This is a genomic window from Nostoc linckia z4, from assembly GCF_002608075.1.
GTDB classification, from domain to species: domain Bacteria; phylum Cyanobacteriota; class Cyanobacteriia; order Cyanobacteriales; family Nostocaceae; genus Nostoc; species Nostoc linckia.
The window spans coordinates 54374-73261 of record NZ_LAHA01000001.1 but is presented as its reverse complement, the minus strand read 5'-3'; the positions used below and the strand labels follow the sequence as shown (position 1 = coordinate 73261).

The window sequence follows — 18888 nt, the reverse complement described above, 5'->3', positions numbered from 1 at the left end:
TATAAGCTTGGCGCTGTTCAACCTGATGAAGTTTGACATCATAAATTTTTGTAGAACAATCCCTGAAATAAATAGCAATGGAACTCAATTCAACTTTTGCGGAAAATCAACTTCTATTGTCAAGCAGTCAACTTCAAGAACAACTAGAGAAACAAAAGGCTCTGGCGAGTGTGATTGTAAGAATTCGGGAGTCTCTTGAGTTAAAGACGATTTTTCAAACTACAGTTACAGAAGTGCGTCAGTTACTTAATGCTGACCGAGTTGCAGTCTTCCAGTTTGATTCTGAACAAGATTGGCAAGGAGAATTTATTTCTGAGGATGTTGCAGATGGTTGGACTTCAGCAATGGCAGTCAAAATCCACGACCATTGCTTTGGAGAACAATTTGCTACCAGTTATCAACAGGGAAAAGCGCAAGCAGTTACTGACATTTATGCAGCTGGGCTAAGTGATTGTCATCTAACAATTTTGGCTCAATTTCAAATTCGTGCCAACCTTGTTGTTCCTTTGTTACGCGAGAAGAAATTATGGGGATTAATTTGTATTCATCAATGTAGTGAGGCTCGGAATTGGAAAGAATCAGAAATTGAATTTATTCGCCAAATTGCTGACCATTTAACAGTTGCAATTCAACAAGGAAAGCATCTTCATGAAGTCCAATTACAAGCAGCAAAATTAGCTCAAGCAGCCCAGCGCGACCAAGTAATTGCTCAGCTTGTTGATACAATTCGTTCGCCTCTCGATATTGACATCATCTTTAAAACAACAGCCCAAGAAATACGCACACTATTGCAAGCCGACCGAGTTGCTATTTTTTGCTTCAACGCTGATTGGAGTGGTAGCTTTGTGGCTGAATCATTTGCCGAAGGATGGACTCCCTTAGTTGGAATTCAAGGAGCGATCGCTGATAGTTATCTACAACAAACTCAAGGAGGGCGCTACCTGAAAAATGAGACGTTTACAGTTAACGATATTTATCAAGCTGGATTAACAGATTGCCATATTACTTTGTTAGAACAATTTCAAGTAAAAGCCTTTGCAACTGCGCCAATTCTCCAAGGGGAAAAACTGTGGGGAGTTATTGCTGCTTATCAAAATGCCTCCCCTAGACAATGGCAATCCTATGAAGTGGAATCCCTCTCGAAAATTGGTACGCAAATTGGTGTGATACTGCGGCATCATGAGTTGTTAGCACAAGCTCAGTATCAAGCAGAACAACAAAAAACATTAACCAGCGTGATTACTCGTATTCGTAAATCGCTGGATTTAGACACAATTTTTCAAACTTCTGTCACTGAAGTCCGGCAAATGTTACAAACAGACCGAGTGGCAGTATTTCGTTTTGACCCTCAAAAAGATTGGGAAGGAGAATTTATTTCCGAAGATGTTGTTACTGAATGCAACTCAGTAATTGCAGCCAAAGTCTACGACCACTGTTTTGGACAACAGTTTGCTATTAATTATCAACAAGGTCGAGTGCAAGCAGTTGCAGATATTTACGAGGCGGGATTAAGTGAATGTCATGCAGCGATTCTGAGCAAATTTCAGGTGCGGGCTAATTTGGTGGTTCCCTTATTGAAGCAAGGTGAATTGTGGGGGTTATTTTGCGTTCATCAATGTAGCAACCCTCGAACTTGGCAACCTTCAGAAATTGAATTTGTCAGTCAAATTGCAGAAAATTTAGGGGTTGCTTTACAACATAATAAACTTTTACATGAAGCTCGATATCAAGCAGAACAACAAAAGATATTAACTAGCGTAATTGCTAGAATTCGTGAATCTTTAGATTTAGATACAATTTTTCAAACTTCTGTCACCGAAATGCGGCAACTACTCAAAGCCGACCGAGTAGGGGTATTCCGTTTTGATTATCAAAATGACTGGGAAGGAGAATTTGTTTACGAAGATGTAGCTGATGGTTGGACTTCAGCCATCGGAGAACAAGTTTACGACCACTGCTTTAGCGAACATTTTGCACCGCTTTATGCCCAAGGTCGAGTAAATGCGATCGCTGATATTTATCAAGGAAGTTTTCAAGGCTGTTATGTGCAAATTCTAGCAGCTTTCCAAGTGCGTGCTAATATGGTTGCTCCACTTTTGAAACAAGGCGAACTTTGGGGCTTACTATGTATTCACCAATGCAATGCTCCCCGCCAATGGCAACCATCAGAAATTGAATTTGCCACTCAAATTGCCGAACAATTAGGAGTAGCATTAAAACAAGATTCTTATATTAAACAAGTTCAAATGCAAGCTGTCCAATTAGCAGAAGCTACAGAACGAGAAAAAGCAATGGAACGACAAGAATTATTAGCTGCAACTGTTGATAAAATACGTCAGTCTCTCGATATTAAAACTATTTTTAGAACTACCACTCAAGCTGTGCGAGAATTACTGGAAGTAGAGCGAGTTGCTATTTACCGCTTTAACTCAGATTGGAGCGGTAAATTTGTCGCAGATTCCTTTAAAGATGGTTGGAAACCTGTAGTCAACACTCAACCATTGATTTTAGAAAATTTTGAAGATACAGATGATGATAATGAACTTCCACGCAACGAAACCTTCGTTCCCATTCGCCAAGGTGAAAAATTATGGGGTTTGTTAGTTGCTTATCAAAATTCCCAACCACGTTATTGGAAAGAAGAAGAAATTAATCTTCTAGCTCAAGTGGGAGTGCAATTAGGAATTGCAATTCAGCAGGCAGAATTACTCGAACAAACTAAACGTCAAACTTCAGAATTAACTCAAACTCTGCAAGAATTAAAACAAACTCAAAGCCGATTAATTCAGGGCGAAAAAATGGCTGGTTTAGGACAACTCTTAGCTGGAGTTGCCCACGAAATCAATAACCCAATTAATTTTATTTTTGGTAATCTCATACATTTAAAAGAATATACTCAAGAAATACTGGAAGCTGTGAAGTTTTATCACCAACTTCCAGATGTGCAAAAGAAATTTGAAAAGACGGATTTGGACTTTATTCTTGAAGATTTACCCAAAACTGTTGACTCTATGCAGATAGGAGCAGAGCGAATTCATGAGATTGTGCTATCACTGCGAAACTTCTCTCGTACAGATGAAGGAGAATCGAGAGCAGTAGACGTTCATGAAGGATTAAATAGTACTTTGCTGATTTTAGGGCATCGATTGAAAAGTAATAGCGATCGCCCAGCTATTGAGATTATCAAAGAATATAGTACTTTACCCTTACTCGAATGCTATCCCGCACAATTAAATCAGGTATTCATGAATCTTTTAAGTAACAGTGTTGATGCATTAGAGGAAAAATTCAACACCATACAGCAAAAATATTTAGATTTAAGGGAAAAACGCCCCAGGATTCCCTTAACTATTTGGATTAGTACTCAAATAGTTAATCAGCAAGTTTTAATTAGAATAGCTGATAATGGTTTGGGTATGCCAGAAGAAGTGCGATCGCACATTTTTGACCCCTTCTTCACCACCAAAGAACCAGGTAAAGGCACAGGCTTAGGATTGTCTATCAGCTATCAAATTGTAGTTGAAAAACATCATGGTGAAATTAAATGTTTGTCCAAACCAGGAGAAGGGACAGAGTTTTTAATTAAAATTCCCACTGATAATTAAGGACGAGTCACGTCGCTTTGCTCCGAATTCAAAATTCAAAATTCAAGACACCCATAAATAAATTTAGTTGCTCTGTATCCTTTTTGTTTTCGGTCAACTTACAGCAATTTGCAGTTGAATAGACCACAATAGGGGCACAACAATGTTGTGCCCTTACGATAATTTATTGTTCAAGCATGTATTCCATCCAAATGAAAAGCGCTATATCTCAGTAAGCAAATCCATTTACCAAACGATCGAGTAGGAATTCCTGGGTTTGAAGATGCCTTGTTGGATTTGAAGATGATTTTTCCTCAAGATGCGATCGCCTGATAAAATAATTAGGACTTACGCAAAAAACCTCTCCAACTCTTATTTCTCCGTGACCTCTGCGCCTCTGTGGTAGCCTGCGGCAAGCCGCTCCGCGTCTACGATTTTCCGTAGCCTGTGCGTAAGTCCTGATAATCTTCTATTGCGGAGGTTAATCCATTCACCGTTAGGCGTTCCCGCATTGCCTGTTCCTTGCTATATACCTATACACCAGCATTAATAACTTGGTTAACAGTCAGTTTCAGTTCGGGGAATGTAGGAATTTCAATAATTTGTTCTCCCCTGTAAACTGCTTCATCGTAAAAACCTTCAACTAAAGTCAGAACTGTTACGCGCTTATCTATTGCTTTGCCATTTTGGTCAAAGTCCAGAAAATCTACTAGTAGATAAACTGGGATGCCAACAATATTGTATTCTGCTCTTTTGGCTCGATGGTCGCGGCTTTCGGTTCCAGCACTCACAACTTCAACAACCAAAAGTGGCGGATCTTCATCAAGTTCAATGACAGCTTCTCTGTTTCTCAGACTTTTCCATTGTTCCAAAGGCAAAACTGTAACATCAGGAACTCTAGAAGTATCTCGCCTACCAACTTGAGGAACTCTAATGCCAATAGCAGCTTGACGCGCAACCCAATTTAGTCCTAGTCGCTCAATTTCTGTTGTAAAACCACGTTCTAAGAAGTGCATGATTTCACCATGTCCGCCACGAGCTTGAGCCACTGGTATCAATTCTCCCCGTTCCAGTTCATAGCGTGTGTCAGTGCCATCGTTATAAGTTAAATATTCTTCAAAGGTAACTATTTGTTTAGTTGTAGTCATGTTGCTACCTTCGTCTCTACTGAATATAGTTTAGGATTATTTTGAGTGCGATCGCACCAATTCATCTTGAGTTATAAACACCTACTAATTTGCAGCGAGGAAACTTTTTATCATCTTAACTATTTCTTGTTTTTCTTGAAACCCAGAACTATAGCAACCACTCAAAGGCACGGTTTCACCAGATGCTAACATTAAGCTAACTCGATGAACCATGCCACCTTCGCTAGAATCAGAACTTTCAACTTTAATATCAACAATTTCATTTAAAGAGTACAAAAAAACAGATTTTCCCAATATCCCAAACCATCGATAGCGGCTGAGAATTAAACTATTTGATTCTTTATCAAAATTACAGTTGATAAACGAACCTGCTGCTATGATGAGTAAACCTACTAGAAAGAAAAATAGGGTTCCGCCAATTCCAGCATAAACGCCTGCGGTATCATCTTGCGTAACTACTAAACTTTTTTCTAAAGGTTCTGCCAAGAAATTCTTAATTTTTAAAATGATTAACTTTGCTTCTTCTAAAGAATAATCGCTGTAACCAATTCGTCTAAAGGGAATACTTTCTGTATTAGTTAACAACTGAACTTGATATATATATAATATTTTTCCTTCTTTATCTGTTTTAGTTTGTTTTTCTAAACGAGTTCCAATTAATCCAGAAATTTCTTTTTGGCTTTTTTGATGACTAAAAAAATCAAACTCTCTCAGTTGACATATAATTGTTGATGACTTTTGCTCAATACTGGAAGCTTGCAAATTTTGCGGTACACGTTCACAACTTAGTTGTGTGACTGGTATAATCGTAAAAATAGTATATAAGCAAATTATCCCTAATTGTGCGATAAATAACCCAATAAATAGAAACCACTTTGGTTTAATAGTAAAGTTAAGTTTATTCTGTGTTTGCTCATCAATTTTGAAATTTTTACCTCTCAGAAAATACCAAAATAAAAACAGATTACTAATTAATAATATATAACCTAATAAAGAAGGTTGATTTTCCATTTTTTGAGTCAAATATCTCTGTTTTGAACCTCAACGCTGAGATTATCTACCTACAGCCTAAACTATCCCGCGTTGACACACCTGTAACTGGATTTACGCCATCGGCTCTTTCACACAATAGCGACACTTGATAGCGGTCAATTAAAGCATCGCTAAAATCAGCGCCAGTGACATCAGCATCATAAAAGCGGCTGCGGGTTAAAGTTGCTTCTGTAAAAATGGCATTTTTCAGATTAGCACCATCCATAGTTACGCGATCGACTAAAGCACCTGTCAAGTTCGCGTCTTCTAGATTTGCTTTTAATAAAACTCCTTTAGTTAGAATTGCGTTGGTTAAATTCGCGCCTTGAAAATTTGCCCCTCGCATTTCTGCCGCGACAAAAGTTACACCCGCCAAATCAGTATGGGAAAAATCGCGATTTTCCAAATTTGTACTGTTGTAGTTGATTGTGTTTAGTTGAGCAAAAGCAGGTTTGGGATTAAGTACTATCCACATCACTGCTAGTATCAAAATCATAACCAAACCCAAAAAGCGGAATAAAATCTTTTTCATAACTTTAATTATTTGTGATTAGTCATTGGTCATTAGTCATTCAATACGGTTCGGATAAGCAGTATGAACTTCCCTTGTGGTCTGGGAAAAGGTTAATGGTTCGACCCTTCTCTACGAGAGGCTTCTCTACGAGAGGCTTCGCCAACGCCAACGACAAAGCTCAGGACAGGCAAGCTCACCAACCGGGGTAAGGGGATTTGGATGTATTTRAAACCTTTCCCCYTTCCCCTTTCCCCTTTCCCCTTTCCCCTTTCCCCTTTCCCCTTTCCCCTTTAACCGAATCGTATTGATTAGTCATTAGTCTGTTGTCCTATCTTACAAAATATGAGCTGAGGTTTCCCCAACTCATACTTTAGACTTTGTGATTTATGCTTTTTTATTTAGCAATTACCAATGCCCTGTTTGCCCAATGATTATTTCCAATCTTTCCCAATACGAATTGTGAGGTCAGATTCTAAATCACCAATGGCCGCTACTTCGATTTGACCCAAACCTAAGATTTGTTGCACATCAGTTCCAACTCGTCGGTTACCTTTTTGCACAATAATCTGAGTTTGACGTTGGTTATCTGGCCAATCAGGAACTTTGTAAATTTTAGTAAAGCCTTTCTGTTTAAGATAAGCAATAACTTTTTCAGTTAGCTCAGGTTGATTGGAAGCATTTTGAATAGCAATTTTGAGGTTAGGAACCTGACGTGTATCTGGTTTTAGACCAGGTACATTTACCCCGACATAATCATTCAATAGGCTTTGTTGTCCGGTCATGTTCAGCCAATAGCTATCAGGATCTTTGCTAAAGCGGCTAAAAGTACCAGGCAAAACAGTCATTTGGAAGTTATCTCGATCTAAGTTAAGACCGAAGTTTACCAACGCCATCATTTCTTCCATTTTCAGGTTGGTATCAAAGTATTTTCGCATCAGGCGAGTTAATTGAGGCAACCTGGGTAAAAGGGTGGGGCTATTGAGGCGTTGCAGCAAGGCTGCGATGAGTGCTTGCTGACGCTGCACTCTTGGTAGATCTCCCAAACCTGGTTCGCGGAACCGGGCAAATTGTTCTGCTTGTTCGCCGTTGAGTGTTTGCCAGCCACTAACTAAATTAATTGACAGCTGGCTGCTGGAGTCTTTATATTCCATTGATTTGGGAACAAAGACTTCAACTCCACCTAATTGATCGACTAATTGGCGTAAACCGCTGGTGGAGATGCGAATATAGCGATCGATTGGGGCATTGTTTAAAGTACGGCTAACTACCCGTGCAGCCAAGACTGGCCCGCCTTGGGCATTGGCGTCAGATACTTTAGTTAAGCCTTTTTCTCCCTTTTCTGGGATCGCAATCATCGTATCTCTGGGGATAGAAAGCACCCGTACAGATTTTTCATTGGGGTTGAGCCGTACCAGCAACATAGAATCGCTTTTACCAGCAAAGCTTTCTGGGGAACCATCAACAGTACCACTGACTGGTTCAATCCCCATAATGAGGATATTCATCGGTCGTGAAAGTTTGTACTGAGAAAGTTTGCTCCATAATTCCCCTGGTAATGGAACTTTTTGTTCGTCCTTAGTACCAGTTCCTAAATCATCATCTGTTCGGTCTAAATTGCTCCATAAAGGAGTCCACAACGCCAACGTTGACACCAGCAGACCAGATAATATGATGCCGATAACAATCGTCATGAACCATAACAGCCATCGAGGCATTGTCAAGCCCAATCTCTCAGAGAGCTGATTGGGAATTGCACCCACCGATTCGACAACGCTACGGTTATTTGCTGGCGCTTTGAGTTCGACCTCTTCTTGGGGGTCTGCTACTAATGGAAGTGCTGCTTGATTTTCCGGATGTTCGAGTTCCGGCGATCGCACTTCATCTTCAAATACTACTTGCCCAGATGTGACCTGATTTTCCGACCATTCGACTTGTTTTATCACAATTATCTCCCCACTCAACCACTCCCTAAAAGTATGTTAATGCAAGCTACAAATATTGCCAGTGGAAAACCTCACTGTAAACTTGTAATGTTCTTCAGTAGACGTGTATGACAACATGAATACTTTATTGTTCCCTGTAATCCTTGCTGGTGGTAAAGGTGAACGTTTTTGGCCTTTAAGTCGGCGAGACCGACCCAAACAATTTTTAAGTCTTGATGGTAGCTCTAGAAGCTTATTACAAGCAACTGCCGATCGCTTGTTAAAACTTGCAGGCAGTTGGAATTCCTTGTGGGTTATCACTTCTAGTCAGATAGCTGAAGGGGTACGACAACAATTACCCGATCTACCACCTGAGAACTTACTAATTGAGTCAGAAGGAAGAGACACCGCCGCCGCCGTTGCTTGGACAAGTTTAGAAATCAAACAACGTTATGGAGAAGACGCTGTTATTGGCTTTTTCCCTGCTGACCACTGGATTGCTGACCAAGAAGCCTTTGCACACACATTAAGTGCAGCTGTGCAACTGGCAACAAGCACAGAAGCCATCGTCACATTGGGGATCAAGCCTACTTTTCCATCAACCGGTTACGGTTACATTGAACAAGGTGAAAAAATAGGTAGCTTTAATGAGTTGCCAGCTTATCACGTCAACCGCTTTACTGAAAAGCCCAACCGTGAAATAGCAGAAACTTTTTTATCTACGGGACGTTTTAGCTGGAATAGTGGTATGTTCGTCTTTCGGGCAGGAGTTGTTCTCAAGGAACTACACACCCATGCTCCAGAAATCATCGAACCATTACAACAACAGGGGTCTGATATCTATCCCCAGTTACCTAAGAAGAGTATAGACTATGCACTCATGGAAAAGACAAGTCTAGCATACGTCTTGCCGGTTGAATTTGGCTGGGATGATTTAGGAGATTGGAATGCCATCGAACGGTTACTAAAAACAGAACAGACTTCAAATGTAGAACTTGCTACCCACGTAGGACTAGATACCCAGGGAGCAATTATTTATGCTTCAAATCCAGAGGATGTAGTTGTTACTATTGGTTTAGATGATGTGGTGATTGTGCGCGATCGCAACGTCACCCTCGTTGTTAAAAAAGAACGTACACAGGAAATTAAGCAGATCTTGAAAATTCTTCAGAGCGATTCCCGATTCACCGACCTGCTCTAAAAGTTAAAACTCTTGGCAGAGGCTAAAAAGTCTATTTTCTCATTATAACTTGAATGTCGAAAAAGAGGGTATTGGGAATTGGGCATGGGGCATGGGGCATGGGGCATTGGCCAAACAGGGCTTTCCAGGGAATGGTGAAAGGGAAAGGGGTAAGGCGGAAAGATTAAATTTATCGCTTTCCCCTTTCCCCTTTCCCCTTTACCCTTTCCCCTTTACCCTTTACCCTTTCCCCTTTCCCCTTTCCCCTTTCCCCTTTACCCTTTACCCTTTCCCCTTTCCCCTTTACCCTTTCCCCTTTACCCTTTCCCCTTTCCCTACTCCCCACATCCCAAAATGTTCCTAACTCAAACAGTTCCCCGTCAACGAGAAATTATTGAAGTCTTCCTCCGCAATGGCTGGGACTATATGCGGAGGTTGCTAACTGGTGGTAAAGCAGATGAACCCCAGCTACCGACACCTGCGGTTTTAAAAAATATTCTGGTAGATTTAGGGCCAGTTTATGTGAAACTCGGTCAGCTACTCTCCACTCGTCCAGATTTACTGAGTGCCTCTTACATAGAAGAACTATCAACCCTCCAAGATGAAGTACCGCCAGTTCCCTGGTCGGAGGTGGAAATCATCATCCGTAAGGAGCTAAAACGACCGCTAGCGGAAACTTTCAGTACAATCAATCCCGTTCCAGTAGCAGCGGGTTCGATTGCCCAAACCCATAGAGCTACATTAATAGATGGTCGAGAAGTCGCTCTTAAAGTCCAGCGTCCGGGAATTGATGTTACTATCGCACAAGATATTGCTTTAATTCAAGGTATTGCCGATTTAGTAGCGCGTACTGATTTTGGACAAACCTATGAAATCAAATCCATCGCTGAGGAATTTACCAAAGCTCTAGAAGCTGAGTTAGATTTCACAAGGGAAGCAAGTTTTACAGACCAACTGCGGCGTAATTTATCCAACAGTCGCTGGTTCGATCCCAAGCAAATAGTAGTTGCCAAAATTTATTGGGATTTGACCACAGAAAAATTACTGGTGATGGAATGGTTGGATGGAGTACCGTTTCTGTCGGCAGATTTAAACAGCAATAACAATGACAAAGACCCTGCTGTAGAGCGTAAAGAAATAACTACTTTATTATTTCGGGTATTTTTTCAACAACTATATATAGATGGCTTTTTTCATGCCGATCCCCACCCAGGAAATTTATTTTATCTCAAAGATGGCCGGGTTGCACTTTTAGACTGTGGCATGGTGGGACGACTCGATCCCCGCACACAGCAGATATTAACAGAAATGTTGTTGGCGATCGTAGATTTAGACGCTCAAAGATGCGCTCAGTTGACTTTGCAGTTAGCAGATTCAACTCAGCCAGTAATATTATCGCGATTAGAAAATGATTATGACAGGATGCTGCGAAAGTATTACAATGTCAGCCTGAGTGAAATCAATTTCAGTCAAATTATTTACGAAATTTTGCAAGTTGCTCGCAACAATAAAATTCGTTTACCAAGTAACATGGGTTTATATGCCAAAACTCTGGCAAACTTAGAAGGAGTGGCGCGTACTTTTAACCCAGAGGTGAATCTCATCGATGAAATTCAGCCATTAATTACAGACTTGTTTCGTCGGCAGTTATTAGGGGATAATCCAGTGCGATCGCTCTTAAGAACAGCCTTAGACCTTAAAAGTCTGTCCCTGCAATCTCCCCGACAAATTGAACTGTTATTAGACCGAGTTACCTCCGAAAGCCTACAGTGGAACTTATCCCTGCGGGGTTTAGATGGTGTACGGCGGACTATGGACGATGCTGCTAACCGCTTGTCTTTTAGCATTTTGGTGGGTTCGCTGATTATGGGAGCAGCAATTATTACTACTAGAGCGCAGACAGCGCAGCTATCTTTTTTAAGTAGCGTTTTGTTTGCAGCCGCTAGTTTATTAGGTTTGTGGCTAATTATTAGTACACTGCGATCGGGACGTTTGCGGTAAAATTTATGCTTTAGAACTGAATCATTCCCATATTGGGAATTAATGATTATTAAATCCGCATTGGATTATTTAAAACCACAGACAAACACTCAAAAGGAACTTACAAGGAAAAATATTCCAGAGAAGACTGTTGACCCTTCGACTTCGCTCAGGGTCAAGGCTGAGCGGAGTCGAAGCCTTGACTGTTGACCGTTGACTGTGAACTGTCAATCACTATGTGCTGTTGTTTATTTTTGGGAGTTATTTAATTTAGTGTAAATTCTGTGTATTTAAATTGCCAACGATAAAAACCCTAATAGCGATTTAGGATTTTAGATTTTGGATTACAAGCCTTGACTACAAAGTTCCATAATTTCAAACAATAATTTCTATGGCAATTTGTTATCAAAAATTGACTACAAAAGTCTTTTTTGATTTTGACTTTTGAATTGTTTTTCTGTGGTTCTAAGATAAAAATATGTCAATTATCATTGCTGAAAAACTAAGTAAATCTTATCCTGTGGCGGTCAAAAATCCCGGTATTAAAGGCACAATCACCCACTTTTTCCGCCGCACCTACCGCACAATTCAAGCAGTCCGGGATGTTTCCTTTGAAATTGCTCCTGGTGAAGTGGTAGGGTTTTTGGGGCCAAATGGTGCGGGTAAAACCACCACACTGAAAATGCTCACGGGGCTGATTTATCCTTCGAGCGGTACAGTCAGAGTAGCCGGACAAGTTCCTTTTCGTCGCCAAGAAGCATTTTTGCAAAAAATTACTTTGGTGATGGGACAAAAGCAACAGCTAATTTGGGATTTACCTGCGTTAGATTCTTTGAAAATTAATGCTGCTGTGTATAACATCTCTGATAAAGAGTTCCAGCGGCGGGTAGGAGAATTAACAGAAATGCTTTCCCTGGAAGGTAAACTCACCCAACCAGTGCGTAAATTATCTTTAGGGGAACGGATGAAGGCAGAATTATTAGCAGCACTTTTGCACCGTCCCCAGGTATTGTTTTTAGATGAACCAACTCTGGGATTAGATGTGAATGCTCAAGCAGCGGTGCGGGACTTCTTACGTGAGTACAATCAAATTTATCAAGCCACAGTGCTATTAACGAGTCATTACATGGCTGACATCACAGCTTTGTGTCAACGGGTGCTATTAATTCATGAAGGAAGCTTAATGTATGACGGTAGCTTAGATGGACTGTTGGAACGTTTTGCTCCTTATCGGGAAGTGGATATTGAGTTAGCCCAACCCGTAACAATACAAAAACTCATGACCTATGGTGATGTGGAGCTTTTAGAAGGGCGAACAGTGCGTTATCTGGTACCACGAGAGGCGCTCACTCGTACTGTATCTCAGATTTTGGCAGATTTAGAGGTAATTGATTTAACAGTTACTGAACCGTCTATAGAACAGGTAATTGGGCAAGTTTTTCAGGCGGGGGTTGTGGAGTGATTGTTGAGTGTTGAGTGTGGAATAATTTTTTTGGGAAATAAAATAAATAGATGAAACAAATAATTAGAAAAGCCTTAACTTTTCTCTGGGTATACTATGCCTATATGGTTGAGTATCGAGCAGAACTCTTTTTATGGGTTTTGGCTGGAACTTTGCCAATCATCCTGATGGGTATTTGGATACAAGCAGCCCAGAGTGGGCAGTTTGGTCTATCACCTGTAGATTTTGCCCGTTACTTTATTACAGTTTTTCTTGTTAGACAATTTACTGTAGCTTGGGTAATTTGGGACTTTGAAAGAGAGGTAGTAGAAGGCAAACTTTCTCCTAGATTGCTACAACCAATAGATCCAGTATGGCATCATCTTGCGGGGCATATTTCTGAAAGATTCGCTCGTTTGAGTTTTGCTTTTTTATTAATGGGATTGTTTTTTATTCTTTATCCCCAAGCTTTTTGGTTACCAAGTTTCAGCCAATTGCTGTTGTTTATATTAGCAGTGATACTGGCTTTTAGTTTGCGTTTTATAATTCAGTACACTTTTGCTATGTTGGCTTTTTGGACAGAACGCGCCAGTGCTTTAGAAAATTTTTGGTTGTTGTTTTATCTATTTTTATCTGGTTTGATAGCACCTTTAGAAGTTTTTCCAGAACCCGTGCGACAAATAGTAATGTTTACACCTTTTCCATATTTGGTTGATTTCCCTGCAAGTATTTTGGTGGGACTACCTACAAATCTATGGCAAGGATTTTTCTCAATGGTGGGTTGGATATTAATATTTTTGGGTGGGAATCGCTTGTTGTGGCGTGCGGGTTTGAAGCGGTATTCGGGGATGGGAGCTTAAGTAATCTATCTTAAGCTAATCGTCATTCAAATTGCATCTCCGTGTCTCCATGTCTCCGTATCCCCGCGTCTTTCTAACGAGTTGAGTTATGCAATTTTAAAGCGCATCAGCTTATTATAAATTATTTGGTGTGGTTTTAAATTTATCAGCCGTTCCCAAGGAATAATCTTGTAATTTAAAATCAGCAAAAGGCTTTTTTTCTAGCCTGTCGCGTAAAGCTTCATCTAGATTTACGCTGCTTGATTGTTTTTTAACACCAATAACTATAATACTTCTTTGATATGTAGTTAAATCCTGATTTCCTGGACAATCAGTTCGTTGAAATTGACCCAAGTTTAATAAGCGATAGCCTTTGATGTTGGGTTGATTAATAAATATTTTTTTTACTAAAAGTTGTATTTGTAAGGAGCGTTCTAAAGCTAGACGTTCTTGAGATTCTATATTGCCCTTGCAAGAAGTTGTACCTACAGAAATAATTTCACTAGGTTCTTCCATAATATTCTGTATAGCTTGTTGTTCTAAATTCAATTTTAAAAGGTTGAGGCTAATAATTTGGTCGTTATATTGAATTTGAAAATTGCTACCGACAACCCATTTATATTGTAGTGATAAAACAGCTATATTAAATTTGGCAATTCTACCTTGATTATCTTTACCTTCACGATAAGGATAATAATCAATATTACCTTTTTTTTCTGGAAGTTGTCCGTAATTTTGGGGCGAAGAATTTGTTGATGTCTGCGTCGCGATAACTACTGCACTAAGTAATCCTAAAACTATTAGCAGTGATGCAAAAATACCCAGTAAAGGTAATTTTTCTAAATAGTTATTTGCATGGGAAAAATTTGGAGTAATTGCTAGCGATCGCTCTGGTTCCAAATTTTTAACAACATCGATGTGGGAAACATGATTTGTTGTTAATTTAGTTTCAATTTCTGCTAAACGCTGCCAAATTTCCTGGGCATTGGTGGGGCGTTTTTCTATATCTGGTGCTATCAGCCAATCAATTAAATCTAATAGTAACGGAGAAATATCAAGAGTGTAATTTTTCCAACGCAACACATTGTGCTGCACATCATACATATCTAAGGGATGTTTTCCTGTCAGCAAAAACACAAAGGTACGTCCCAAAGCAAAGAAATCTGATTGTGGTACAGCTTCACCATTCATTTGTTCTGGGGCGCTGTAACCAGAAGACATCAGTGCTGTCATTTTAGGGCTTTCATCTAGCGAATTTTTAGCGATTTCATTAGCAGTACCAAAATCGATGATTACTAATTGTCCATCGGGTTTAATCATGATGTTGGATGGCTTAATATCTCGATGTAGATATTGTTTGCCATGCACCAAATCCAAAATTTCTATTAATTGTTTTAAGTAGGCGATCGCTTTTTCTTGAGAAATAGGTTTATTGTGCTGATAAAACCATTCTTCTAAGTTATAACCATCGATTTTTTCCATTGCAATGCAATGCAAAACTAAACCATTGCGAGTTTGATATTGAAAATAACTATCTTCCTGAGGAATGCCAGGATGGTTGAGTTTTAAAAGCACAGTAAACTCATGCTGAAATAATTCTACAGCTTCGGGATTACTTGATAAATCTTCTCTGAGTATTTTGAGAATTTTGGGAGTATTTTGTTCGTATACCTCATAAACTTTACTAAAACCTGTTTTGTCACTCAACAGAGACTCCACCCGATAACGCCCTAGCAATTCCAGATGAGAACCACAACTTTGACAAAAACGGTTTTGATGATTATTTGGGTGATTTGGCTTGGGACAAACGGGATTGATACAAAGGCTCATGAGTGGGGAGTAGGGGAGACGCGGGGAGATGGGGGAGACAAGGGGGGGAGGGGAAAAGGTTAAAGGTTAAAGGGAAAAGGAATAAATTTAATCTTTCTCCTTTTCCCCTTACCCCTTTCCCCATGCCCTGTTTGGCCAATGCCCATAGACATCAGACAAGGGGGACAAGGCAGATGGGCAGAGGGGGGTAGGGGAAAAGGTTAAAGGTTAAAGGGAAAAGGAATAAATTTAATCTTTCTCCTTTTCCCCTTACCCCTTTCCCCATGCCCTGTTTGGCCAATGCCCATAGACATCGCTCATCTTAATTCTTCTGTTCTTGCGGGATAATCCCGTTTAAATAATCATGAGATTTTCGATTTGTGTTCTGCTAAGAATGCTGCTACGGTTTGGTTAAATGGCTCTGGTTGTGTCAAAAATGGCCAATGATTGCCGGGAACTTGGGAAATACGTAAGTTTTTCAGATAGGTTTTGTAGGGTTGGATTTGCCAATTTTGGCGGTTTAGCCCTTGTTTTGGCTGGATGAAGAGGGCAGGGATATCAAGGGGAATGGTAAAACCAGGCACTTGCATTACTGCTTCAAAAATTTCATCGCGGGCGTTCACAGTAAATTTGCTTCCCCAACTACCATCGGGCTTTTGTTCAATTCCGGCTTGGAAGACTTGCTGTTGTAGAGGACTCCATCCTTGATATTGCTTTAATTGCCTTGCTTGCTGTTCGGCTGCTTCCTGAGTGGTGAAGGGGCCCATACTTTTAAGAAAAGGCAAGAAGCGATACAACATTGGAAAAGTGAGCCTGAAGAAGCTGGGCATTTTCCAAATAAAAATTGGATCGATTAAAATTATGGTTCGTAGACGCTTTGGGTTTTGTCTTGCCCAAATAGCGGCTAATTTGCCTGTCCAAGAGTGACTAACAATGTGGGCACAAGTCCATCCGAGACTGTCCATGAGTGCTTCCAGATCTGCGATCGCACTCTCAAAGCTATAATCTTTATCTGGTTTACTACTTTCGCCATGTCCACGCATATCTGGTGCGACTATGTGGTAATCTGCCGCCAAGTAATCTGCCAAATTACACCACACAAGAGCATGGTCACCTAAACCATGTAACAACAGTAAAGGTTCTTGACCCTGGTTCCACTCTAAATAAGAAAGGTGGATATCAGGTTTTGATAAAGTCTGACGTACAGGCATCATTGCACATCCATCTGTGGAGGGATATCTTTGCGTTTATATCGTACTGCGAAAGGGGTGGTGGGGAGATGGGGAGATGGGGAGATGGGGAGATGGGGGAGACAAGGAGAATAAATCCTGATTTACTAGTCATCAGTCATCAGTCATCAGTCAACACTGCCCAATTCAGTTACCAAATACCACTTTGTGAGTCTGAGGATTGTACTAATTGACACGAAATAATGAGACTGATGAATGCCAAGATTTAAAGATAAAGATGCCCTCAGGATATTGAAAGTACTATGCCAGAATTACACCAATCAATTGCTCAGCATTATCACCAACGGACTAAATACGACCCTGAAACTCTCGCTTTGAAAACTCAAAGGTTAGACTGGGCTAAGCAGCCAGTACCTTTCAAGGAATACAAAATTGGCTCTATTTACGATCTCAAACCTTATATCCAAGAAAAACCAGAGACGTTTGCTAATAATCCAGATGCTCAATGGTGGGAAAGACTGTCGCGGTTGCTGTTTCGCAGCTATGGATTAACGGCGAAAATGCCTTCTATGGGAAGTGCGGTTTATTTACGTGCGGCTCCCAGTGCTGGGGGGTTGTACCCTGCGGAGGTGTATTTGGTTTCCCGTGGCACGCCGTTATTACCTCCTGGTTTGTATAATTATCAGTGCCGGACTCATTCATTGATGCATTATTGGGAAAGCAATGTTTGGCAAACTCTACAAGCTGCTTGTTTCTGGCATCCTTCCCTAGAAACTACGCAATTGGCAATTATTGTGACGGCGGTTTTTTATCGTTCTGCTTGGCGCTATGAAGACCGGGCTTATCGTCGGATTTTTCTGGATACAGGTCATCTTTTGGGAAATATTGAGTTAGCTGCTGCGATTACTGATTATCGCCCCCATTTAATCGGCGGTTTTGTAGATGATTCAATCAATGATTTGCTTTACATTGATTCACAACAAGAAGGTGCGATCGCTATTCTACCTCTGGCAGATTTGTTAGATATTAATCAAAATCTGCCTTTGGGATGCACTGCACTACCTTCTGCTACGGAAACTAGTTATCCCCAAATCCCTGATGGCGAACTGCTGTCATACTTCCACAAACACACCCAGATTCAAACTGGTGTAACCGGCAAGCTCAATCTACCTGCTGTCAAACAACAAAAATCTTTGGAGGATAAATACAATTTTCCTTTCTGTTTGAAAATTCCCACTAGCACTACACCTATACAGTGGGGAGAAAAACTCTCAGAACTGGAAATCACTATGTACAAGCGGCGTTCTACCCGCGCTTATAATGGCGATGATTTAACTTTTGATGAATTAAAAAATTTACTTGATTTCACCTATCAACCGCGAAATTACATTGACCAAAATTTAGATATTTCTCCTGATTATTTTGATTTGAATTTAATAGAAACGTTTATCGCTGTTTGTGGTGTTAAAGGACTAGAAGCTGGTTGTTATTATTACGCGCCTAAAGCTCAAGAATTACGCCAAATTCGGTTTAAAAATTTCCGGCGAGAGTTACATTTTCTGTGCTTGGGACAAGAATTAGGAAGAGATGCGGCAGCTGTGCTATTTCATACAGCTGATTTGAAGGCTGCCATCGCTCAATATGGCGATCGCGTTTACCGTTATTTACACATGGATGCCGGTCATTTAGGACAACGCCTGAATTTAGCTGCAATGCATCTAAATATAGGTGTTAGTGGCATTGGTGGATTCTTTGATGACCAAGTAAATGAAGTTTTGGGTATTCCTGCTGATGAAGCTGTTTTATATATCACTACATTTGGACGCCCAAGATAAAAAGAACTGCTCCAATGCAGAGGGTACAGAGGTTTTCTGATTTGTCTGCGTCTGGAGCAGCTCGATTTGGATATTAAATTTTTGTTAGCTAATATTTTTGTATAAAATTTCACTTTTAATTTGTCGCAAGGTTAATACCTTTATAATATGCATTTAATGTAATATATGCGACTTTGTAATACATGAGGGCTACTGATGAAGATTGTTTGTTTTTTTATAAAGGTTGTTTAACTATTTGCAAATGTTTATTTAAAATCAAGTAAAATTAATAAATTAATATTTTATAAATATTTGAAAAAAATCAATTATGAGTTTTGCAAAAAACTTAAGTTAATTAAAAAACAGATTTTAGTAAATTCGAGACAATAAAATAATTTTTTAATAAAATCAATAATTCTGGAGTCAAGCTGGATT

General features: G+C 40.0%; 13 protein-coding genes. 7 read left to right on the top strand and 6 right to left on the bottom strand.

The features are described 5' to 3' along the window. The first annotated feature begins 77 nt into the window (after positions 1 to 77). Positions 78 to 3605: a GAF domain-containing sensor histidine kinase gene (locus VF06_RS00285; RefSeq protein ID WP_099067586.1), complete on the top strand. Its 3528-nt coding sequence runs from the start codon at positions 78 to 80 to the stop codon at positions 3603 to 3605. 512 nt (positions 3606 to 4117) lie between these two features. Here VF06_RS00285 and VF06_RS00280 read toward each other — a convergent pair. The 4 genes from VF06_RS00280 to VF06_RS00265 form a co-directional block, all read right to left on the bottom strand. Beyond that, a complete protein-coding gene (locus tag VF06_RS00280) occupies positions 4118 to 4732 on the bottom strand; it encodes a Uma2 family endonuclease (RefSeq protein ID WP_099067585.1) in 615 nt (204 codons plus the stop codon). 84 nt (positions 4733 to 4816) lie between these two features. Then, a complete protein-coding gene (locus tag VF06_RS00275; RefSeq protein WP_099067584.1) occupies positions 4817 to 5743 on the bottom strand; it encodes a hypothetical protein in 927 nt (308 codons plus the stop codon). A 46-nt stretch (positions 5744 to 5789) separates the two neighbouring features. After that, on the bottom strand, positions 5790 to 6296 hold the full coding sequence (locus VF06_RS00270; RefSeq protein WP_099067583.1) for a pentapeptide repeat-containing protein: 507 nt from the start codon (positions 6294 to 6296) through the stop codon (positions 5790 to 5792). A 413-nt stretch (positions 6297 to 6709) separates the two neighbouring features. Then, positions 6710 to 8221, bottom strand: a complete 1512-nt coding sequence (locus VF06_RS00265; protein ID WP_099067582.1) for an LCP family protein — start codon at positions 8219 to 8221, stop codon at positions 6710 to 6712. A 115-nt stretch (positions 8222 to 8336) separates the two neighbouring features. On the opposite strand from VF06_RS00265, the gene VF06_RS00260 reads away from it, so the two are divergent. The 4 genes from VF06_RS00260 (at position 8337) to VF06_RS00245 (ending at position 13661) form a co-directional block, all read left to right on the top strand. Further along, positions 8337 to 9401, top strand: a complete 1065-nt coding sequence (locus VF06_RS00260) for a mannose-1-phosphate guanylyltransferase (RefSeq protein ID WP_099067581.1) — start codon at positions 8337 to 8339, stop codon at positions 9399 to 9401. A gap of 333 nt (positions 9402 to 9734) precedes the next feature. Beyond that, positions 9735 to 11381, top strand: coding sequence for an ABC1 kinase family protein (locus tag VF06_RS00255; protein ID WP_099067580.1), 1647 nt, complete (start codon positions 9735 to 9737; stop codon positions 11379 to 11381). 457 nt (positions 11382 to 11838) lie between these two features. Beyond that, complete coding sequence (locus tag VF06_RS00250; protein ID WP_099067579.1) at positions 11839 to 12822, top strand: ABC transporter ATP-binding protein; 984 nt, start codon at positions 11839 to 11841, stop codon at positions 12820 to 12822. Between the two features lie 50 nt (positions 12823 to 12872). After that, complete coding sequence (locus tag VF06_RS00245) at positions 12873 to 13661, top strand: ABC transporter permease (RefSeq protein ID WP_099067578.1); 789 nt, start codon at positions 12873 to 12875, stop codon at positions 13659 to 13661. 114 nt (positions 13662 to 13775) lie between these two features. Here the strand turns inward: VF06_RS00245 and VF06_RS00240 are convergent, their stop codons facing one another. Both VF06_RS00240 and VF06_RS00230 read right to left on the bottom strand, forming a co-directional pair. Beyond that, positions 13776 to 15470 carry a serine/threonine-protein kinase gene (locus VF06_RS00240; RefSeq protein WP_099067577.1) on the bottom strand — a complete coding sequence of 565 codons (1695 nt, stop codon included), beginning with the start codon at positions 15468 to 15470 and terminating at the stop codon, positions 13776 to 13778. A 341-nt stretch (positions 15471 to 15811) separates the two neighbouring features. Further along, positions 15812 to 16660: an alpha/beta fold hydrolase gene (locus VF06_RS00230; RefSeq protein ID WP_099067575.1), complete on the bottom strand. Its 849-nt coding sequence runs from the start codon at positions 16658 to 16660 to the stop codon at positions 15812 to 15814. 68 nt (positions 16661 to 16728) lie between these two features. Here VF06_RS00230 and VF06_RS40065 point away from each other — a divergent pair, with 68 nt between their 5' ends. Together VF06_RS40065 and VF06_RS00225 are read left to right on the top strand one after the other, a co-directional pair. Further along, the gene (locus tag VF06_RS40065; protein WP_180267412.1) at positions 16729 to 16872 is read left to right on the top strand and encodes a hypothetical protein; all 144 of its coding nucleotides are present in this window, start codon (positions 16729 to 16731) and stop codon (positions 16870 to 16872) included. 69 nt (positions 16873 to 16941) lie between these two features. Continuing rightward, a complete protein-coding gene (locus tag VF06_RS00225; RefSeq protein ID WP_099067574.1) occupies positions 16942 to 18474 on the top strand; it encodes a SagB/ThcOx family dehydrogenase in 1533 nt (510 codons plus the stop codon). Positions 18475 to 18888: the final 414 nt, after the last annotated feature.